Here is a 17,036-nt window from a genome sequence, read left to right on the forward strand (position 1 = left end):
ATTTAACGTCAACTGCAGAGCAGGGATTGTTGCGATTGCCCTGGTTCCTTTAAAAGCAAGCATCATCGGGAAAGAACAAGGGAAGTTCAGTGCAGGTGATTTTTTTCCCGATACCCTGGGCTTATGGTTTCACTTCAATACCTTTTACTGGACTGCTATCACGGTTACCACGTTGAAAAAAACCTCCCCAATTAATTGCTATTGGTGATGGCTCTTGCCATGGATAGGACGGTGTATCTTCTATGGGTTTACTATCTTCTTCTAGATTCATTGCATGAATTTCTTTGATCTTTCTAAGAGCAGCAGGAAGAGCAAGTCTATAATCAGTCATTTCCCCAGCAATTTTTTCAAGTGCAATAAGACACTTAGAATTGCGTACCCGATTAGGTAAGCGGTTAACCAGCACTTGAATAGTGATACCTAAAGCATAGATATCAGACGCATAAGTATAATGTACAGCACTCTTATTTTTTCTTCTGTCTCTAAGCTCAGGGGCTAAATAGGTATCTTTACCGCATAGAGCATGTTCAGAGATACCGTTACTGTCTTTAGGTAATTTAAGCGCAAACCCAAAGTCAATTAAATAAACTTTACGCTCCTTGGGTGCATAGAGAAAGTTATCAGGACTAATGTCTCGATGAAGACATCCTTTTTTGTGAAATTCCATAACGGCCTCGAGCATCCCCTCGGTAATTTCAAAAAAATGGTGAATAAGATCGACATTACTTTGCTTAGAATAGGGATAGTAGATAATTAAATTTTCTCCTTCAATTAATTTTTGAATAATATAAAATTTATCGGTTGTTTCAATACAATCAATGAATAAATTCTGCTCTTTTAAGAATTCGATTTCATTAGGCTGAACTAACTTATTGAGACCTATTGCTGTGCTGAATTGCTCAGAGTGAGTTTTTTTTATTACCTTAACAGCATGCCACTGTCCTGAGATTAAATTTTGACAAATGGATATCTTGCCAAATCCTCCCTGCCCAATAACCCCCTTTGCTGTTTTTCTAATCCCAAAGGTGCTTGATACTTCCTTCCTTGTTAATTTCTCCATAGCTGTTTCTGGTTGATAGATTTTATAAATTTTCTGCCTGTTTCGATTAATTAAAACAGCACCTGGAGTGGATTGATTCAATGGCGATTTATTGGAAATTTTCTCATTATCCCCACTGTGAAAAGCCATGTGGAATAGATATTTCTCTTTTTCGGTATTTGATGATAGAAAGCCATTTTCTTTGATATATTCTGGGGTAATTGGGGATGGCAAGGTAGGGTGTTCTTGCTTTAAGTAAGATGTTTCTAATACGTGCAGAGATGAATAAGTAGTTTGCTGTCCCGGTTTTTTAAAAAAATTAAGGGATAAAAAATAGTTGAGCATGGTTTTTTTATGGTTGAATAAAATTATTGCATTATATAAAAAATTGAGCCATTTTTGCAAAAGCATGTTTGGTACTAATAGACAGAATTACTGAAAAATTAAAACAAAAACTTGAGGTTTTTCGTAATCCTGTTGCACTGACGAGCGCAAGAGAAGAGTGTTTGATAGATAACTTTAGGCATTCGTCTATTTAAAAAAAGCCAGTTTCTATTTTTGATGGATATCCATCTAACTCCTTTTCTTGTAACAATTCTTCAAACTCAGCCATGCTATGGGGGGTTGACCAAAAATGTAAAATATTTCTTTTCTGAGCACAAACAGCTCGAATAGCTTCGATGTAGTGTTGTTGGGTTTCCTGCGTTAGTTGATCTTCTGTATCTAAATTGTTTTTAATGGCATTCAATAAATTTACTTTCCATTGACTATAAGTGTTGGTTTTACGTCCATTCGCTTGAGCAGATATATTCTTTTTAAGCTGCGCTATGATGTCCAATAATTTATTGTGATTCTCTTTAAAATCAATCGTTAGGGGCTCGTCCTCAATAATGATTTTTTGCTCAAGAGCTAAGCTGGTAAGAGATTGACGTGCTTCATTCACGGTCTCTGTTTGTAGAAGAGGATTACTAATCTGCGCCATTAAGGGATGCTGTGGAGTAAAGAAATAGAGAGTGCAGCCTTTTACTCCATTGGTTTTAATTTTTTGATCAATATGAGTGACCATTTCTTCTATATTTTCTGTAGAAGAAAGATCACCGGTTAGTGAGTCATAACTATAATAAATATTTTCTCGTTTCACCAATGGAATGGTATGACCTTCCATACGAATAGTGATTCCTTGAAAGTTCTTTAACTGATTAATGATTTCTCTAAGTTGCTCGCGTAAGGAGGGTTGATTATTTTTAGGTAATAGCTGCTGCAATTCTTTTTCGGTAATTGTCGACCAATCAATCCATCCCTTTGGAATAACCTTTCTAATTGCCTCAATTGCGTCAAAATTGAAACTATAAAACGCTTCCGTCAAAATGCCATCTTCTCGAAGGGCATCACGATTTTCTATTAGATGAGTAACGTCGTGAGCGCTAACAGGTGCAAGTAGCTCAACAAGGTTCGGAAGGTTAAAGTAATCAACGAAATAAAGTTGGTAAGCGGCAGTTTCTAATAAACCTTCGCCATCGTCCACCCTGAAAAATCGCTTCTTATATTCATCTTCTGCCCACCGATGCGCGTTGATAATTTCTGCTTGGCTTGCTAATTCATTTTGGGTATTTAATAGGGCCTTGATAACCCCCAAACTAATTAAAGTACAGGCATTTACGGTTTGAGGATTGGTTAAGTGAAGTATTTTCATTTGATATACTAAATAATATAAGCATTTGCAAAAATTATACTATTAAAAAATTAAAGGAAGATTAAGCATTAAATCATTACTTACTATTTTAGAGTCTGAAATTGGACTTGTATTGTCCAAGTTTCAAGCTGTTTAAGGAGTTTAAGATTTCTTTTTAGCTACAATTTTAAAATTTATTTTAACCTCATCTTTAATTTCTTCGGTACTTGCCCATTCACCTTGGCCGACGCCAAAAGTACTACGCTTTATGATGGATTCTCCTTCGACCAATGCCTTTCCTGGAGAAGTTTCATTGGCAGTAAATACTAATTTTACTGGTGCGGACTTATTCCGGATGGTTAATATACCGTTTGCTTCATAAGTGTTATTGTCTATTTTATTGAATGTGTTGGACTTAAATTCAGCCGTGGGGAAGTGTTTAACATTAAACCAATCCGAGGTAACAAGGGTCTCTTTTAAATCGATATAGGATGCTGATAGTGAAGTCATGTCCACAGTAATGGTGATACTGCTTGCTTTATAATTTTCTGGATCTACTAAAATAGTGCCGGAAAATCTTTTGAATTCACCTGAGGCTGGCGCGTTATTTTGTGTGGCAGTAAAGCTGAGTTTACTTTCACTGGGAATAATTTCCCATTCACTGACAGCAGCATGAATTAATGTTGCTGTAAACACCAAAAATAAACCGGTCAATAGCTTTAAGGAATGAGTTATCATGGCATCATTCTCCGCAGAATGTCATCTTTATTGATGAAATGATGTTTTAAGGCGGCAGCGGTATGTAGGGCAATAAAAACAATTAAACCATAAGCTAACCATTTATGGAGCTCTTCAAAGGCCGGTCTTAACTCTTCATTGGGCAAAATTAGGTCCGGTAAAGTTACTAGCCCAAAAAAGGAGGCTGGTAGACCTGCTGCCGAAGTAATTAACCACCCTGTAATCGGCAGGGCGAACATCAAACCGTAAAAAATCCAATGAACAGTCCGGGCAGCAAATTTCTCCCAAGCAGGTAATAACAGTGAGGGTGAGATATTAATCCAGCGCCAAAGCAATCTTAGAACGGCCAGCCCCAACACCATAAAGCCAAATTCTTTGTGCCAGCCATAAAGCTTGAGCTTTTGCAGACTAATTGGAAGCCTTACCATATAAAGTCCAAGGATTATAAGGCTAATCATTAAAATAGCTATCAGCCAATGAAAGAAAATACTGACAAGTCCATATTCCTTTTCACTGTTTTTTAGCAGCATTACTGTTAGCCTGATTGTCTGTTACTGTCTTGGAAGCTTCATCTGCTTTATAAGCTTCAGCTTCAATTGTAATTTTGACCTCATCACCTACTTTAGGAATAAAGGCATTTATACCGAAATCGGAGCGGTTGATGGTAGTGGTGGCACTAAATCCCACAGTCATTCTCTCATTGATGGGGTTTTTACCCACTTTATTTAAGGTGACGTCTAAAACGACTGGCTTGGATACTCCATGTAAGGTTAACATTCCTGAGACTTTGGCTGAATTGTCTGAAACGACCTCCACTTTGTTACTGACAAAAGTAGCCGTTGGAAAACGTTGTGCATCAAAAAAAAGTTTTGCTTTTAAGTGCTTGTCCAATTCCGCTATGCCGGTAACCATATCAGCAATTTTAATCGTTGCCTCCACTTTACTGTTTTCAGGTTTTTCTTTATCTAAAATCAATGTGCCGTTGACATACCATTTGCCGGATTGAGTAGAAAAGCCTAAATGTTTAACTTGCCAGAGGACATAACTGTGCTGATTATCCAGAATCAGTTTTTCAGCACAGAAAGCAGAGAAAGAAAAAACGGGTAATAATAGAATACTAGACAAAAAAAGCCGGATGAAATTCCTTATCATAACAACTCCCTGCATATTTCAGTATTCATTTAAGAGTCTGATTTACTGTCAGCTGTTAAGCGGCCGCCGACGAGTCTCTCACAAATCCCTTTGGGAAGAAAAATATAGGCATCAGCTTGATTGTCTTTCGTCGAGGAACCTGCACAGGAAGCAGTTGCTGTAGCGCAATCATTCATTCCCGCTTTGACTACACCATAACATTTTTCAGTAATTTGTGTTGATGGTTTTTCATTGGCTACTACTGCATCGGCAGCAGTTAAAGTGAGGAAGGCGGTAATAGCGGAAGCAACGAGCAATTCTTTTTGTTTCATGACAACTCCTGTTTAAGTTTAATTTCCGATAATAATTCCGATTGTATCCAACTCTTCAATAGGGACGCTGCTTGCATACCAACCTGTTCCTCATCATGCCATTCACCTAATCCGGTGCAGATTTCCCCAAAATTTGCCCCCTGAATCATTGCTCTCATCGCCCAGCATTCATCCTCAGCCAGAGAATAAAAACGACTCCTATAATTGCTGCGCCATACTACCCACGTGATGGCTTCTGCCTTTTTTACGGGTTTTGGCAGGGGTTGATCATTAGCAATAGCTTGCCATATAGGCACTATATTCCAATAAAAATGCTTTTGTTGCAAGGAAGGATGGGGGGCGAAGGTCATTGTCGCCCAATGCTCTGGTGCCACATTGGCCATTTCTTCAATGGTTACAACCCGTGCATCAGCTGCATCGAAGGCCAAAGTCAGACTCCATTCAAATTGAGCTAATTCAGCCAGACAGTCTTCCTCTATACTTTTTAGATAAGTACTAAAGCTATCGCCAAACCAACGAATTGAGCGATAGGAGGAAGGATTTTTTTCAAGATAGGCACGACCAATTTCCTGAAAAGCCTCAAGACCCACATACTCTCTTAGCATGGGAAAATTACTTGCAAGACATTCCAATAGCCGAATGTAATAGGCGTTGCGATAAATATTAAGCCGTTTTGCCGCTGATACTTTTTCTGAGTCAACGACAGCTTGCTCTATGGCTTTAGAACCAGAAAGCAAATAATTTTGAAACATCTCCTGCAAATGGAATAGAGTATTCATAGGACTGACTCGTTAACGGTGCTGGCTATTTTTTTTGCTTGGCTCAATTCCAGCAGTAGTTCCGCTAGTGGGGGAATATTACCATCCCGTTCTATCATCGTAGAGATTAAACCGAAACGTTTAATTGCTTCAGCATACAACTCCCAAACGGGCTGAATAACAGGAGCATCATGTGTGTCAATAATATAATCACCGAAATTGGAGTGTCCAGCTAGGTGAATTTGTGCCACCCGTGCCGCAGGAATACCGTTTAAATAGTCCAAGGCATCAAACCCATGGTTAACCGAGCTTACGTAAATATTATTGACATCACATAGCAGGTAGCATCCTGTGCGGTTGGTTATTTCGGAAATAAAGGCCCACTCGCTCATTTCGGATTCTTTATAGCTAAGATAGCTGGAAACGTTTTCAATGAGAATTTGCTGGCCAAAATAATCCTGTATTACGTGAATGCGCGCAACAACATGTTCAATAGCATCCAGCGTATAGGGAAGGGGCAATAAATCGTGTAGGTTAAAACCATTAATTCCTGTCCAGCATAGATGATCTGAAATCCATTGAGGTTCGATACGTGTGACTAGTTCTTTAACTTGTTTGAGGTAGTCCCAATTAAGCGCGTCAGTAGTGCCAAGGGATAAGGAGACACCATGCATCACCACAGGATAGTTTTCGCGAATCTTATCCAAAAAATAAAGCGGTTTTCCGCCAGGAATTAAATAGTTTTCGGTAATTATTTCAAACCAATCAATGGCTGGAGAGGTTTGCAAAATTTCTTCATAATGTTCGGGCCGTAATCCCAGACCAAAACCAAGATAGGGTAACTTTTGCGGTATAGAAGAAGCCATAGTGCACTGCTTTTAGTAGTAAGTAGTCAGATAGAGTCTAGACTACCTGACTAATCATTATTGCTCAGAGGAGGAGTGGTTGGAGTCATCACTATTTGATGAGTCAACAACGGTACCACCCGATTTTTCACATTCCTCTTTAGTCATCATAGTAATACCCTGACCTTTGCAGGAATTTTCACCTTTACAAGCGTTTGTAGCGGTTTTACAAGCGCTTTGACCTTTGCAAGAATTAACCCCTTTACACTGAATTTGTGCATTTGAAGCATCAGAGGCAGAGGAAGCAAATACTGGAGCGATTGAGAACATTGCTGCTGCGCCAACAGCTAATGCTGCACCGGTTAATTTTTTTTTATCCATAACAATTCCTTTCGTTAGTCATAGCTTGATAGCTTAAACGCATGTTAACAGTTAATGGCTTTCTCTCAGCAGAATAGTGTAGAGAGGCCAAATTAATGCTGTCAAGAATTTACAAAAAAAATTATCGTTATCAACGACTGAATCAGGGCAAAATCATACTTTATCTAAATTATAAGCAACAAGGCGTCATCAACCATGTTTCCCCCTTCACATTGTTCGGGAGCTGAATTGACGATGACTTGGGTTGATTAAAATTGCGCTCAATCCCCCCGGCCTCATTGCGAGAAGCGTAGCGACGAAGCAATCCAGGGATGCGAAGCAAGGAGCAATGTGTTTTGGATTAAATTTCGTAAAATCTAACCATCGCAATTTATGCTTTGGGTTAAAATCAATTTTTTCTTTCTTGAACCTCTTTAAATTTGTTGGGTTGAGTAATGACTGAAAGCCTATCCGCATAGAACCCGTAAACTAACTTTACACCACTCTATTGCTTAATAAATCCAGGCTGAAGATTTTATTTATGTTGATATCCATTAAGCATCAGATTTCTTGCTTCGTATCTCGGAATTGCTTCGTCGCTACGCTTCTCGCAAATGACGCCGGTGGACTTGAGCTATTTTAATCACACCCATGATACGTGAAGCGAGAAATTATAAGTCTAAAAAATATTTTTTTAAGCAAGTTGATCAAGCCCCAGTAACTAAAGGTTTTAATCTTGCATTGGCAACTGCTACTACGAAACTAAACTTCCCAATATCAACACCTACAAAATTATTGTACAATGGCATCATAGCCTCGAAATAAAAATCGTTAGGATTGTAAGCGGGTGTGTAATCAGACCCAAGCAACTATTCAAACGTTTCGAGAGCTGGGCTAGAGTACCATGATCTCCGCGGTTGGTTAAACCAATCCCTCAACGGTCGCTCATGCCCGCGCCCTTTGTTTTTGCAAAGGGCAACCCTCTTAGTTCCTAATATAACCACTTTTAGACTTACAATCCTTCATGCGGCTTTGCCGCATTCTGGATGACGAGATGTAAATAGACAAAAAGACTCCGACCCACGTCATCCTGAAAGCGACATCGTCGCTTGAAGGATCTTTTCATTCAAAGAGCGGGATTTTATCTGCTGGGGATCCTTCGCTTTGCTCAGGATGACGGTAATTTGTGCAAGATACTCGTGTGAAATTAATTCAAAATAGGTTGATCTTGCCCTGACGACTGAATTAATGAAGCTACTTAAAAATGACTTTCTGGTTGATTATTAGATGGCTCATTTTCTGAATGCTTTCTTTGTTCCGTTTTAAAAAAGAAATTATTTCTTGAGGAGAGGGAGCGAGAAATAGCCCGCGGAGTTTCCGCTGAAGGGATATCAGAAAGAGTTCTCGGACTTCCTGTTGACGATGTTTCTTCAGATATAGTTCCTCTTCTTCCAAATAGCTCAAATACCTTTACACTATTAAGCCTTGAAGGTCTCGCAATAGTGAAATCAGACTGAGGCATTGCATCCAATATCTCTCTTGCGTTTTTTTCAATTAAATCTGGCGTGGTGGAAGTATTAAAAGTGAGCTCTGGAATTAAAAGATTTAGCGAAGAAAATTCATTGTTTGATAATTTTTCTCGGGATTTTTCTTTTTTGGTTAACTCTTTTATTTCCTGATCAGTTGTTGATTCCTCCTTAAACGTGGAAACTTCGCTGAGAGAGTAATCTGATGGCGAAAAATAGGAAGTGCTTCCCTCTTCAACCTCAATGCTCGATTCGTTTAAATTTTGCCTTGTAAATTTTCCTATAATGGCCATTTCAAATATTAATTTAAGAAGTGGGGTAGTAACTAACGCATAATATTTCTTACGCACTTCAGCCTGTTGTATTAATGTTGCTGGTTTCATGCTCATGTCATATAGGATTTGTAAGTCTGTGAGAACATCAATTGAGACTAAACTATTTTTTAATAGCACCTCATTAAGAAATAATGTGAGATAAGTAAAATAATTGGTAAAATCAGAGGTAGTAGCCCCTAATATTTTAATGGTTCTTTTTTGCGACTCAATTAAAATATAACTCTGTATTAAAGCTGCCTGTTGATATCTTGCATAGGCTCCTAACTCTATAAGCATCGCATTACGTTTAAGCCCGCCAACTATCATTTCAACTTCATCAAGCACTTTATGGATTTCTGTGTTTTTTGATGTAGTTTTTAACTTGCGTAACTCAGCGAGGATATTGTCGCCAAGTTTATTGAGATTTTGAAAAAAATGTGTAGCCAGCTCCCCGTAGTAAAATAGGGAAGATTGGAATTTATTAAAGATAGAGACTATTAATTGAATCTCTTCTTCATTTAGGCTATTTTTATTGATTCTGATAACGGTTTTTTTAAATTCTGTTATTATTTTATGCGCAGATTGCTCGCTAGTGAAGGAGGGTTTCATGTTGTTCAAAGGGAGAAGCGGATTTAATTGTAAGCTAATCATTTGAATAATAAGATTTTGTGTTAAATTTATCTTCGGATCACTACTTTTTCCTTTGTTAATTACTGCTAAAAATTCATTAAGTTCAGCTGTAAAATTTTTTAAATTTTCAAGAAATTCATCATTCTTATTCATGCATTGCAATTTATCAATTTCTATTATAATTGACATAAAACGAGTAAATTGTTGTTCTAATTTATCGTGAGCAATATCTTGATTTAAAAAGTTAATAATAGGTGATGCAATGTCTCTTGATGCATAGATTAATCTTGATATTATTTTATCAAATTCAATCTTTCTTATTTTAGCAGAAGCTGCTCTTGCTTTAGGTGTGCTAAGAGGTTTTTTCCTTATAATTTTATTATTATCTGATTTAAAAGAAGCTTTTTTAATAATTAAATCAATTATTTTTTTATAAGATTTTATTTTTTCACCCTTAAAAACGTCTATTAATTTATTTGCTAAGGTAATAGTGTTTAAAAGTTTTTCAACGAATTCAGCATTATCTTCTGCAAATATTTCGGGTTTAAGCGCATCATATCTCTCTTGTATTTTTTTTAATTCTGCAAGAACAGCTTCAACAGCGTTAGCCTGCTTAGTGAAAACTTCCCTATTAATTGCTGTCTTATCCACAATATTTCCCTGGGATTCGATATTCTCATAGACATAATTTTTCCAGGGGCTATTAAGAAATATTTCTACATTGATTGCTTGATATTCTTTATTGATTTTAGGGTTTGTTGAATAAAATTCACTTGATAGTATTTGGTATTTTTTTAATAATGATTTTAGATAAAACGCATCTTGACTCGCTTTAATAATGGCTAAATAGGCATTTGAAAGTCGTAATTGTAAATCCAGAAATTTAAATGTTATCTGAGACTCTCTTTTTATTTTGCTAGTGGGAATATTGGTATTGTTTTTAGCGAGTAATCGAAACATAGTTACTTCCTTTTAATTTCCAATTCGACAGTTACATAAATAAAGATACTTTGGTTTCTTGCAGGAACTAAGAATTTCCTAAATGTAGATAGTTTGAGTAATGTGATAAAAAAATGAAATAGGTAAATTTACCCATTATAGTTAACAGGATTTTAAGAATTATAGCGGGAGCTTAATCATCATAACCATTCAAGTAGTAGGTTAACACCATTGAGCGTTCCAAAAGAATATAAAGCCCAACTAAGTGCTCCCTTGCTTATAACTGAAATATTTTTCAAATAGAATGCGGTTGAATCCAACCCATACTGAAGGCCAAAAATAGAAATAAAAATAAGACTAATGATAATCCAATACGCCAGGTTAATGCTTTGACAGTACGTTTGGTTTTGCCTTCATCCTTGACCAGAAAAATCAGGCTGCTTCCTAGTGCGATCAAAATAATGAGCATCACAATAAGGATGATAGCTTTAGTAAACATTTGTTATACTCCACATTTTAAGTGCTATTGCGAACTTCACTACTAATAGAAGAAAGAATGTTGAGTTTAACCTGTTTTAATCGTCGTTTCACGCCAAATTGGAAAATGGCAGTTTTAACCTGTATCGGCATACTATTCTTTAGCCGTTTAGGATTTTGGCAATTACATCGAGCCCAGGAAAAAAAGCAAATGTTGACCACACAAGCTCGATTTTCCACGGCATCGCCTGTTTTGTGGCAGCCTGGCGTGCCCTTGCCAAAGCAATATCAACGAATAGTGGTTACAGGGAAATTTCTGCCAAAGACAATTTTATTGGATAACCAGCATTATCAACATCAATTCGGTTATAATATTCTTACGCCATTGCTGCTGTCATCAGGTTCTGTGGTGTTAGTCGATCGAGGGTGGATGGCAGGTGAGCTTTCGAGACAAACATTTCCTTCGCCTAAAGTACCTGATGAAGTTTTAAACATTGCAGGCAATGTTTATTACCCCTCTAAAAACTGGCTTATGGGAGCTGCGTTTGAAAAAAAACAAAATATCATTCTGATAGAACGTATTGATACAGATTTACTCAGTCAACTTTTGCATAAAACGCTCTATCCGTTTATCATTCGCCTCGACAAAGCAGAAGCTCATGGTTATGTGCGAGAGTGGGCAATCGTTGCAATGCCTCCGGAGCGTCATTATGCCTATGCAGTACAATGGTTTGCTTTGGCTTTTGTCTGTTTTATTTTATTTGTTGCACTAAATTTTAAAAAATTGAATGAAAATGACCCTACGTAAGTCTTTTATTTTAATCCTGTTAATGGTGGTATTTGCAGCACCCGGGATAACTGCTTATCTATTTTTTTCCCACCCTCAATGGCTTGGAACTTCAACAACCAATCGAGGAAAACTTCTGACGCCACCTGTTCAGTTTGTCGAAATGAATGAGAAGGATAAATGGCATCTTATTCTTTGGAATCCCACGGTTTGCAACAAGAATTGTCGCGAGCAGCTTGACAAGTTGGCAAGAATTCGTCTCGCTTTGGGGCGGCACTTGTATAAAGTAGAACAATGGCTAATAACCGATGATAAAGCCACACTTCCTGGATCCTTACTGAATTTGTTGAAAAAAGAAGACATTCAAGTGCGCCAATTGTCTTTGGATGAGCAAAAAAAGGTTAAAATTTTACAGACAAAACCGCAAGTGTTTATTGCCAATCCTGCGAGTTATCTTATTCTGACCTATGCGTTGGATGCGAAACCTGAGGCAATATTTCATGACATTAAACACTTATTAAGCGTGGAAAAAACGAATGGCTGAGCAAAAAGACGTTAGATTCATCCGAGGGGCTGCAACGATAGCTGTAATTTTGGCCTTATTTGTAGTAATGCTGGGTGCTTATACCCGCCTGACTGATGCAGGATTGGGATGTCCCGATTGGCCTGGGTGCTATGGTCATATGGTGTTGCCAAAGAATCAACATGCCTTGGCATCGGCACAGTACCAATATCCGCAGATACCCATCGAAGCAAGAAAAGCCTGGACTGAAATGATGCATCGTTATGCAGCAGGTACGTTAGGGCTATTAATATTTTTTATTGCAGGTGGGAGTTTGTTAAGACGCAGGCAAGGCATGAAATTACCCTGGCAATTGCCAGCAATCATGGTCCTTTTAGTTTTATTTCAAGCAGCCTTAGGGATGTGGACTGTCACATTAAAACTCTTACCCGTCGTTGTAATGGGGCATTTACTAGGTGGTATTGCTATTTTTTCCTGTTTAAGCTGTTTTCGCTTGCAGCTAAGTGCAGTGAAATCTACCACGCTTCCTCGATGGTGTTTTTGGATTGGCCTTGGTGTGGCAATTGTGTTTTTGCAAATAGCTTTGGGAGGATGGGTAAGTTCAAACTATGCTGGTATCGCTTGTGTTGGTTTTCCCCAATGCAATGGGCAATGGTTTCCGCCTTTACATCTTGCAGAGGGTTTTAATTTATTGACGCCAGTAGGTGAAAATTATCAGGGTGGTCTTCTTGATAATGAGGTAAGGATGACTATTCAATACATTCATCGCCTGGGCGCAATTATTACTGCAGCCTATGTGCTGGTATTATCGCTGTTCTGTCTGGCAAAAACCTCGGAAAAAATGCTACATCGTTGCGCTTTATTCGCCATATTACTGTTGATTGTGCAATTTTGCCTTGGGATTGCCAACGTTATTTATTTGTTGCCTTTGTGGGTTGCTGTAGCTCATAACGGTGTGGCAGCATTGTTATTGGCAACCATGCTAATGATGCTATACCTTACCCAGGGGAGACCTGCTAATGCGTCCTAAATGTAATGCCAAGTTCAATGTAAATTGGCGTGATTATATGGAGCTTTGCAAACCGCGCGTGGTAGCACTCATGTTACTTACCGTGATCGTAGGGATGTATCTGGCGTCTCCCGGATGGATTTCTCTCTGCACACTGATTACCGCGCTTTTGGGTATAGCCTGTTGTGCTGGCAGTGCTGCGGCTATTAATCACCTGGTCGATAAACGTATTGATGCAATCATGGCTCGTACCAGTAAAAGACCGGTTGCTCAAGGGCGTGTCTCAGTGAAGCAAGCCCTTTATTTTGCTTTTTTATTAGGTACACTGGGACTAATAATTCTAACAGTATTTGTCAACAGCCTTACGGCGATGCTGACTTTTGTGACCCTAATTGGCTATGCAGGTATTTACACAGGTTACTTAAAGCGAGCCACGCCACAAAATATTGTAATTGGAGGCTTGGCTGGAGCGGCGCCTCCTTTATTAGGTTGGACGGCAGTAACTAATCAACTGGATCCCCAAGCGCTGTTATTGGTGTTAATTATCTTCACCTGGACACCTCCGCATTTTTGGGCTTTGGCGATTTATCGCTTTGAAGAATATAAAAATGCAGAGATCCCCATGCTGCCAGTCACCCATGGTGTTGCATTTACTAAATTAAATGTTCTTTTGTATACTATTTTGCTGCTAATTGTTAGTATTTTGCCTTTTATAGTAGGCATGAGTAGCTGGTTATATTTGGCGGGTGCGCTGTTATTAGGTCTCCGTTTTTTATACTGGGCTATTGTTTTGTTACGAACTGAAAAGGCAGTGATAGCGATGCGTACTTTTCGCTTTTCTATCGTTTACTTAATGATGTTATTTGTTTTTTTACTCATTGATCATTATATCTAAGGGGATAAAATGTCTGCCCAAATTAATTCCAGAATTCTGGTAGGAGGAATTTTTCTTGCCTTCGTTGCTATTCTTGGTGGCGTATGGGTTGCTCAATACTTACATGCGGGCAAAAAAATTAATATTGAGCAATTCAATGGCACTTATCTTGAAACTCCTCGGGAAATTAATCAATTTACGCTAACAGGGATTGATAACCAACCTTTTAATAATGAAAGTTTAAAGGGACAATGGACCATGATTTTTTTTGGTTTTACCAATTGCGGTTATTTATGTCCCACCACAATGGCAGAGTTAGCCAAGATGTATCGTACTCTTGAAGAAGAAGGTGTTCAACCCTTACCTCGAGTGGTGATGATTTCTATTGATCCAGCCAGAGATGATTTGGATAAGCTTGATCATTATGTAAAAGCTTTTAATCCTCATTTTTATGGTGCAAGGGGGGCTGATGAAATCGTCAAACAAATGACGCGAGAAATGGGAATAGCTTATGCCAAGATAGCAATTTCCAACAGCAATGATCCTAATAATTATGATGTTCAACACAGTGGGGCAGTCATGTTGTTTAATCCACAAGGAGAGCTCAACGCTTTCTTTACCACTCCCCACCAAGCCAGTCTTTTAGCGAAAGATTATCAACTGTTAGTATCTTAACCTCAAAAAATCAGTAAATTAATCAATTGTTATACCTAAAGAGATTTTGGGTATAACAATATTCTATGATGAGGAACTAAAACTCTCTTGAAGGTCTATATGCTAAGGTTCAAGTTTTGAGCTAGGCTTTTCTTATCACCACAAAAAAATAATAACTTGAAGGAAGTTTGATCCATGAAAATTGCGATTTTAGCCACTAATCCTCAGCTTTATTCACACCAGCGATTAAAAGCAGCTGGTGAGGAGGCAGGTCATGAGATCAGCATCATTAATCCACTTTACTGCTATATGAATGTGGCTACTTCAAATCCGAAAGTACATTATCGAGGAGGGGAGGCTTTACCTAAATTTGACGCAGTTATACCTCGAATAGGTGCTTCGTTGACTTTCTATGGTACGGCTCTGTTGCGCCATATGGAAACTATGGGAATGTACACACTGAATGAATCAATAGCAATTTCGCGATCACGAGATAAATTCAGGGCGCTACAGCTTTTGGCTCGAAAAGGCATTCCTTTACCCCGTACTACCTTTGCTTTATCACCAGATGACACCGATGACTTAATTCGTATGGTAGGCGGTGCGCCTGTGGTTATTAAATTATTAGAAGGAACGCAAGGCAAAGGTGTTATTCTGGCCGATAGCCATCAATCAGCGGTTAGTATCATCAATGCATTTAAAGAAATGTCGACTAATATACTTGTCCAGGAATTTATTGAGGAATCAAAGGGTACTGATATCCGTTGCTTTGTTATTGGTGATAAGGTGGTTGCAGCGATAAAACGCCAGGCTAAAGAAGGTGAGTTTCGTGCAAATGTTCATCAGGGAGGGAAAGCAATCAAGATAAAACTCTCACCACAAGAGCGTGCTATTGCCGTTGCTGCTGCTAAAACAATGGGCTTAAAGGTAGCTGGGGTCGATTTGATTCGTTCAAATCATGGTCCTTTAGTGTTGGAAATTAATTCATCGCCAGGTCTGGAGGGCATTGAAAAGGCTACACATATCAATATTGCTGGTAAAATAATTCAATATCTTGAAAAAAATGCAAAGCCTAAGAGTGTTAATCAAAGGTTCCAGGGATGAAAAACAGAGCACCTATCGTTATTGCCAATGAAACTATCAAGCCAGGGCAGTCCCACTGCGTTAAACTGTCATTGGCGATGTTATACACTTCTACGCCGATTGAAATTCCTGTTTATGTCTTTCATGGCAAAAAAGAGGGGCCAACTCTATTTGTTACTGCAGCTATTCATGGTGATGAAATTAACGGGGTAGAAATTATCAGGAGGTTACATCAGGCCCCGCAATTAAAGCGCTTGCGAGGTACACTCATAACTATCCCTATCGTCAATGTTTATGGATTCTTTTTACATTCTCGTTATTTGCCTGATAGACGTGATTTAAATCGTCAGTTTCCTGGGCGAGAAAAAGGTTCAATGGCTTCCAAGTTAGCCAATCTTATTATGACTGAAATAGTTGAGCATTCTACACATGGAATTGATTTGCACACGGGGGCAATTCATCGCTCAAATTACCCACAAACGCGCTTCAGTCATCAATGTGAACAATCCGCTCTTCTGGCAGAGGCTTTTGGTGCTCCTATTATGGTGGCAGCAAATATGCGCGATGGGTCTTTACGAGAGGCAACGGATAATCTAGATATCCCAATGTTTATCTATGAAGGTGGTGAGGCGCTACGTTTTGATGAATTAGCAATAAAAATAGGTGTCAGAGGAATCTTGAATGTAATGACTTATTTGCAAATGTTTTCTCCTTCGCAAAGAAAATTGCGTAAAAGAAAAGGCACCATTTCTGCTATTGCTGAGTCAACCTTTTGGGTCAGGGCTTTGGAAAGTGGGGTTTTGATTAAATGTAAATCACTTGGTGAAAAGGTTAATAAAGGTGAATTGCTCTGTACTATTGTTGATCCCTTAGGGGATAATGAGGTTAAAATTAAGTGTCCCTGTGCGGGAGTGATTATTGGCAAAACCAATATTCCTTTAGTCAATGAAGGGGATGCTATTTTTCACATCGCAGTATTTGAAGACTTAAGTAATCTTCAATTACCAGATGAAGATATCGAGGAGTGGGATTGAGGGGTTAGGCACGTGTTCTTTTCTGCTTCTGCTCACTCTTGCCGATTAACCAATCAGCACTAACCTCCAATTCCTCAGCAATCATAGTTAGATGCTTTTGATCGGGTAAAACAACACCGTTTAAAAAAGCTTCTGCTTTAAACTTAGGGATTTTTATAAGTTTGGCAAAAGCCTCTATTCTATCTTCACTGCGAGACGGCATGCCAATAGCATCAAGCTCTTTATTTAGATGCTCTGCAAATTGTCTGTAAGGCATAGTTCCTCTCGAAATAAAATTGATATTGTACTCTATAGCATAAAAAAAAGCTTTT

At 38.4% G+C, this 17,036-nt stretch carries 19 protein-coding genes; 7 read left to right on the forward strand and 12 right to left on the reverse strand.

The annotated features are described in order from the left end of the window. Window positions 1-121: 121 nt before the first annotated feature. The 11 genes from clem_RS03240 to clem_RS03290 form a co-directional block, all read right to left on the reverse strand. The gene (locus clem_RS03240) at window positions 122-1,384 is read right to left on the reverse strand and encodes a protein kinase family protein (RefSeq protein ID WP_232505546.1); all 1,263 of its coding nucleotides are present in this window, start codon (window positions 1,382-1,384) and stop codon (window positions 122-124) included. A gap of 190 nt (window positions 1,385-1,574) precedes the next feature. After that, entirely contained in the window at window positions 1,575-2,732 is a 1,158-nt protein-coding gene (locus clem_RS03245) for a hypothetical protein (RefSeq protein ID WP_094090300.1), read from the reverse strand. Between the two features lie 141 nt (window positions 2,733-2,873). After that, a complete protein-coding gene (locus clem_RS03250; protein ID WP_094090301.1) occupies window positions 2,874-3,449 on the reverse strand; it encodes a YceI family protein in 576 nt (191 codons plus the stop codon). Then, window positions 3,446-3,979, reverse strand: a complete 534-nt coding sequence (locus clem_RS03255) for a cytochrome b (protein WP_094090302.1) — start codon at window positions 3,977-3,979, stop codon at window positions 3,446-3,448. Before clem_RS03255 ends, clem_RS03250 begins: the two co-directional genes overlap by 4 nt. Continuing rightward, on the reverse strand, window positions 3,960-4,601 hold the full coding sequence (locus clem_RS03260; RefSeq protein ID WP_094090303.1) for a YceI family protein: 642 nt from the start codon (window positions 4,599-4,601) through the stop codon (window positions 3,960-3,962). Before clem_RS03260 ends, clem_RS03255 begins: the two co-directional genes overlap by 20 nt. Before the next feature lie 29 nt (window positions 4,602-4,630). Further along, on the reverse strand, window positions 4,631-4,912 hold the full coding sequence (locus tag clem_RS03265; protein WP_094090304.1) for a BufA1 family periplasmic bufferin-type metallophore: 282 nt from the start codon (window positions 4,910-4,912) through the stop codon (window positions 4,631-4,633). After that, a complete protein-coding gene (locus tag clem_RS03270; RefSeq protein WP_094090305.1) occupies window positions 4,909-5,691 on the reverse strand; it encodes an HvfC/BufC N-terminal domain-containing protein in 783 nt (260 codons plus the stop codon). The genes clem_RS03265 and clem_RS03270 overlap by 4 nt, the downstream gene beginning before the upstream one ends. Then, window positions 5,688-6,536, reverse strand: a complete 849-nt coding sequence (bufB, locus tag clem_RS03275) for an MNIO family bufferin maturase (protein WP_094090306.1) — start codon at window positions 6,534-6,536, stop codon at window positions 5,688-5,690. The genes clem_RS03270 and bufB overlap by 4 nt, the downstream gene beginning before the upstream one ends. A 57-nt stretch (window positions 6,537-6,593) precedes the next feature. Continuing rightward, window positions 6,594-6,896 (reverse strand): BufA2 family periplasmic bufferin-type metallophore, encoded by a 303-nt coding sequence (gene bufA2 / locus clem_RS03280; RefSeq protein WP_094090307.1) that lies wholly within the window; start codon window positions 6,894-6,896, stop codon window positions 6,594-6,596. 1,237 nt (window positions 6,897-8,133) lie between these two features. Then, the gene (locus clem_RS03285) at window positions 8,134-10,305 is read right to left on the reverse strand and encodes a hypothetical protein (protein ID WP_094090308.1); all 2,172 of its coding nucleotides are present in this window, start codon (window positions 10,303-10,305) and stop codon (window positions 8,134-8,136) included. Between the two features lie 274 nt (window positions 10,306-10,579). Continuing rightward, entirely contained in the window at window positions 10,580-10,783 is a 204-nt protein-coding gene (locus tag clem_RS03290; RefSeq protein ID WP_094090309.1) for a twin transmembrane helix small protein, read from the reverse strand. A gap of 57 nt (window positions 10,784-10,840) precedes the next feature. On the opposite strand from clem_RS03290, the gene clem_RS03295 reads away from it, so the two are divergent. The 7 genes from clem_RS03295 to clem_RS03325 all read left to right on the forward strand — a co-directional run bounded on the left by clem_RS03295 (window position 10,841) and on the right by clem_RS03325 (window position 16,725). Continuing rightward, entirely contained in the window at window positions 10,841-11,569 is a 729-nt protein-coding gene (locus clem_RS03295) for an SURF1 family protein (RefSeq protein ID WP_094090310.1), read from the forward strand. Then, on the forward strand, window positions 11,550-12,092 hold the full coding sequence (locus clem_RS03300) for a hypothetical protein (RefSeq protein WP_094090311.1): 543 nt from the start codon (window positions 11,550-11,552) through the stop codon (window positions 12,090-12,092). Before clem_RS03295 ends, clem_RS03300 begins: the two co-directional genes overlap by 20 nt. Beyond that, the gene (locus clem_RS03305) at window positions 12,085-13,101 is read left to right on the forward strand and encodes a COX15/CtaA family protein (RefSeq protein ID WP_094090312.1); all 1,017 of its coding nucleotides are present in this window, start codon (window positions 12,085-12,087) and stop codon (window positions 13,099-13,101) included. Before clem_RS03300 ends, clem_RS03305 begins: the two co-directional genes overlap by 8 nt. Continuing rightward, window positions 13,091-13,975: a heme o synthase gene (gene cyoE / locus clem_RS03310; RefSeq protein ID WP_094090313.1), complete on the forward strand. Its 885-nt coding sequence runs from the start codon at window positions 13,091-13,093 to the stop codon at window positions 13,973-13,975. The genes clem_RS03305 and cyoE overlap by 11 nt, the downstream gene beginning before the upstream one ends. Window positions 13,976-13,984: 9 nt before the next feature. Continuing rightward, window positions 13,985-14,629: an SCO family protein gene (locus clem_RS03315; protein WP_094090314.1), complete on the forward strand. Its 645-nt coding sequence runs from the start codon at window positions 13,985-13,987 to the stop codon at window positions 14,627-14,629. 174 nt (window positions 14,630-14,803) lie between these two features. Continuing rightward, window positions 14,804-15,712, forward strand: coding sequence for a 30S ribosomal protein S6--L-glutamate ligase (rimK, locus tag clem_RS03320; protein ID WP_094090315.1), 909 nt, complete (start codon window positions 14,804-14,806; stop codon window positions 15,710-15,712). Continuing rightward, entirely contained in the window at window positions 15,709-16,725 is a 1,017-nt protein-coding gene (locus clem_RS03325) for a succinylglutamate desuccinylase/aspartoacylase family protein (RefSeq protein ID WP_232505547.1), read from the forward strand. Before rimK ends, clem_RS03325 begins: the two co-directional genes overlap by 4 nt. 4 nt (window positions 16,726-16,729) lie before the next feature. Here the strand turns inward: clem_RS03325 and clem_RS03330 are convergent, their stop codons facing one another. Then, window positions 16,730-16,981: a hypothetical protein gene (locus clem_RS03330; protein ID WP_094090316.1), complete on the reverse strand. Its 252-nt coding sequence runs from the start codon at window positions 16,979-16,981 to the stop codon at window positions 16,730-16,732. Between the last annotated feature and the right edge of the window lie 55 nt (window positions 16,982-17,036).

It is taken from the genome of Legionella clemsonensis (assembly GCF_002240035.1).
GTDB classification, from domain to species: domain Bacteria; phylum Pseudomonadota; class Gammaproteobacteria; order Legionellales; family Legionellaceae; genus Tatlockia; species Tatlockia clemsonensis.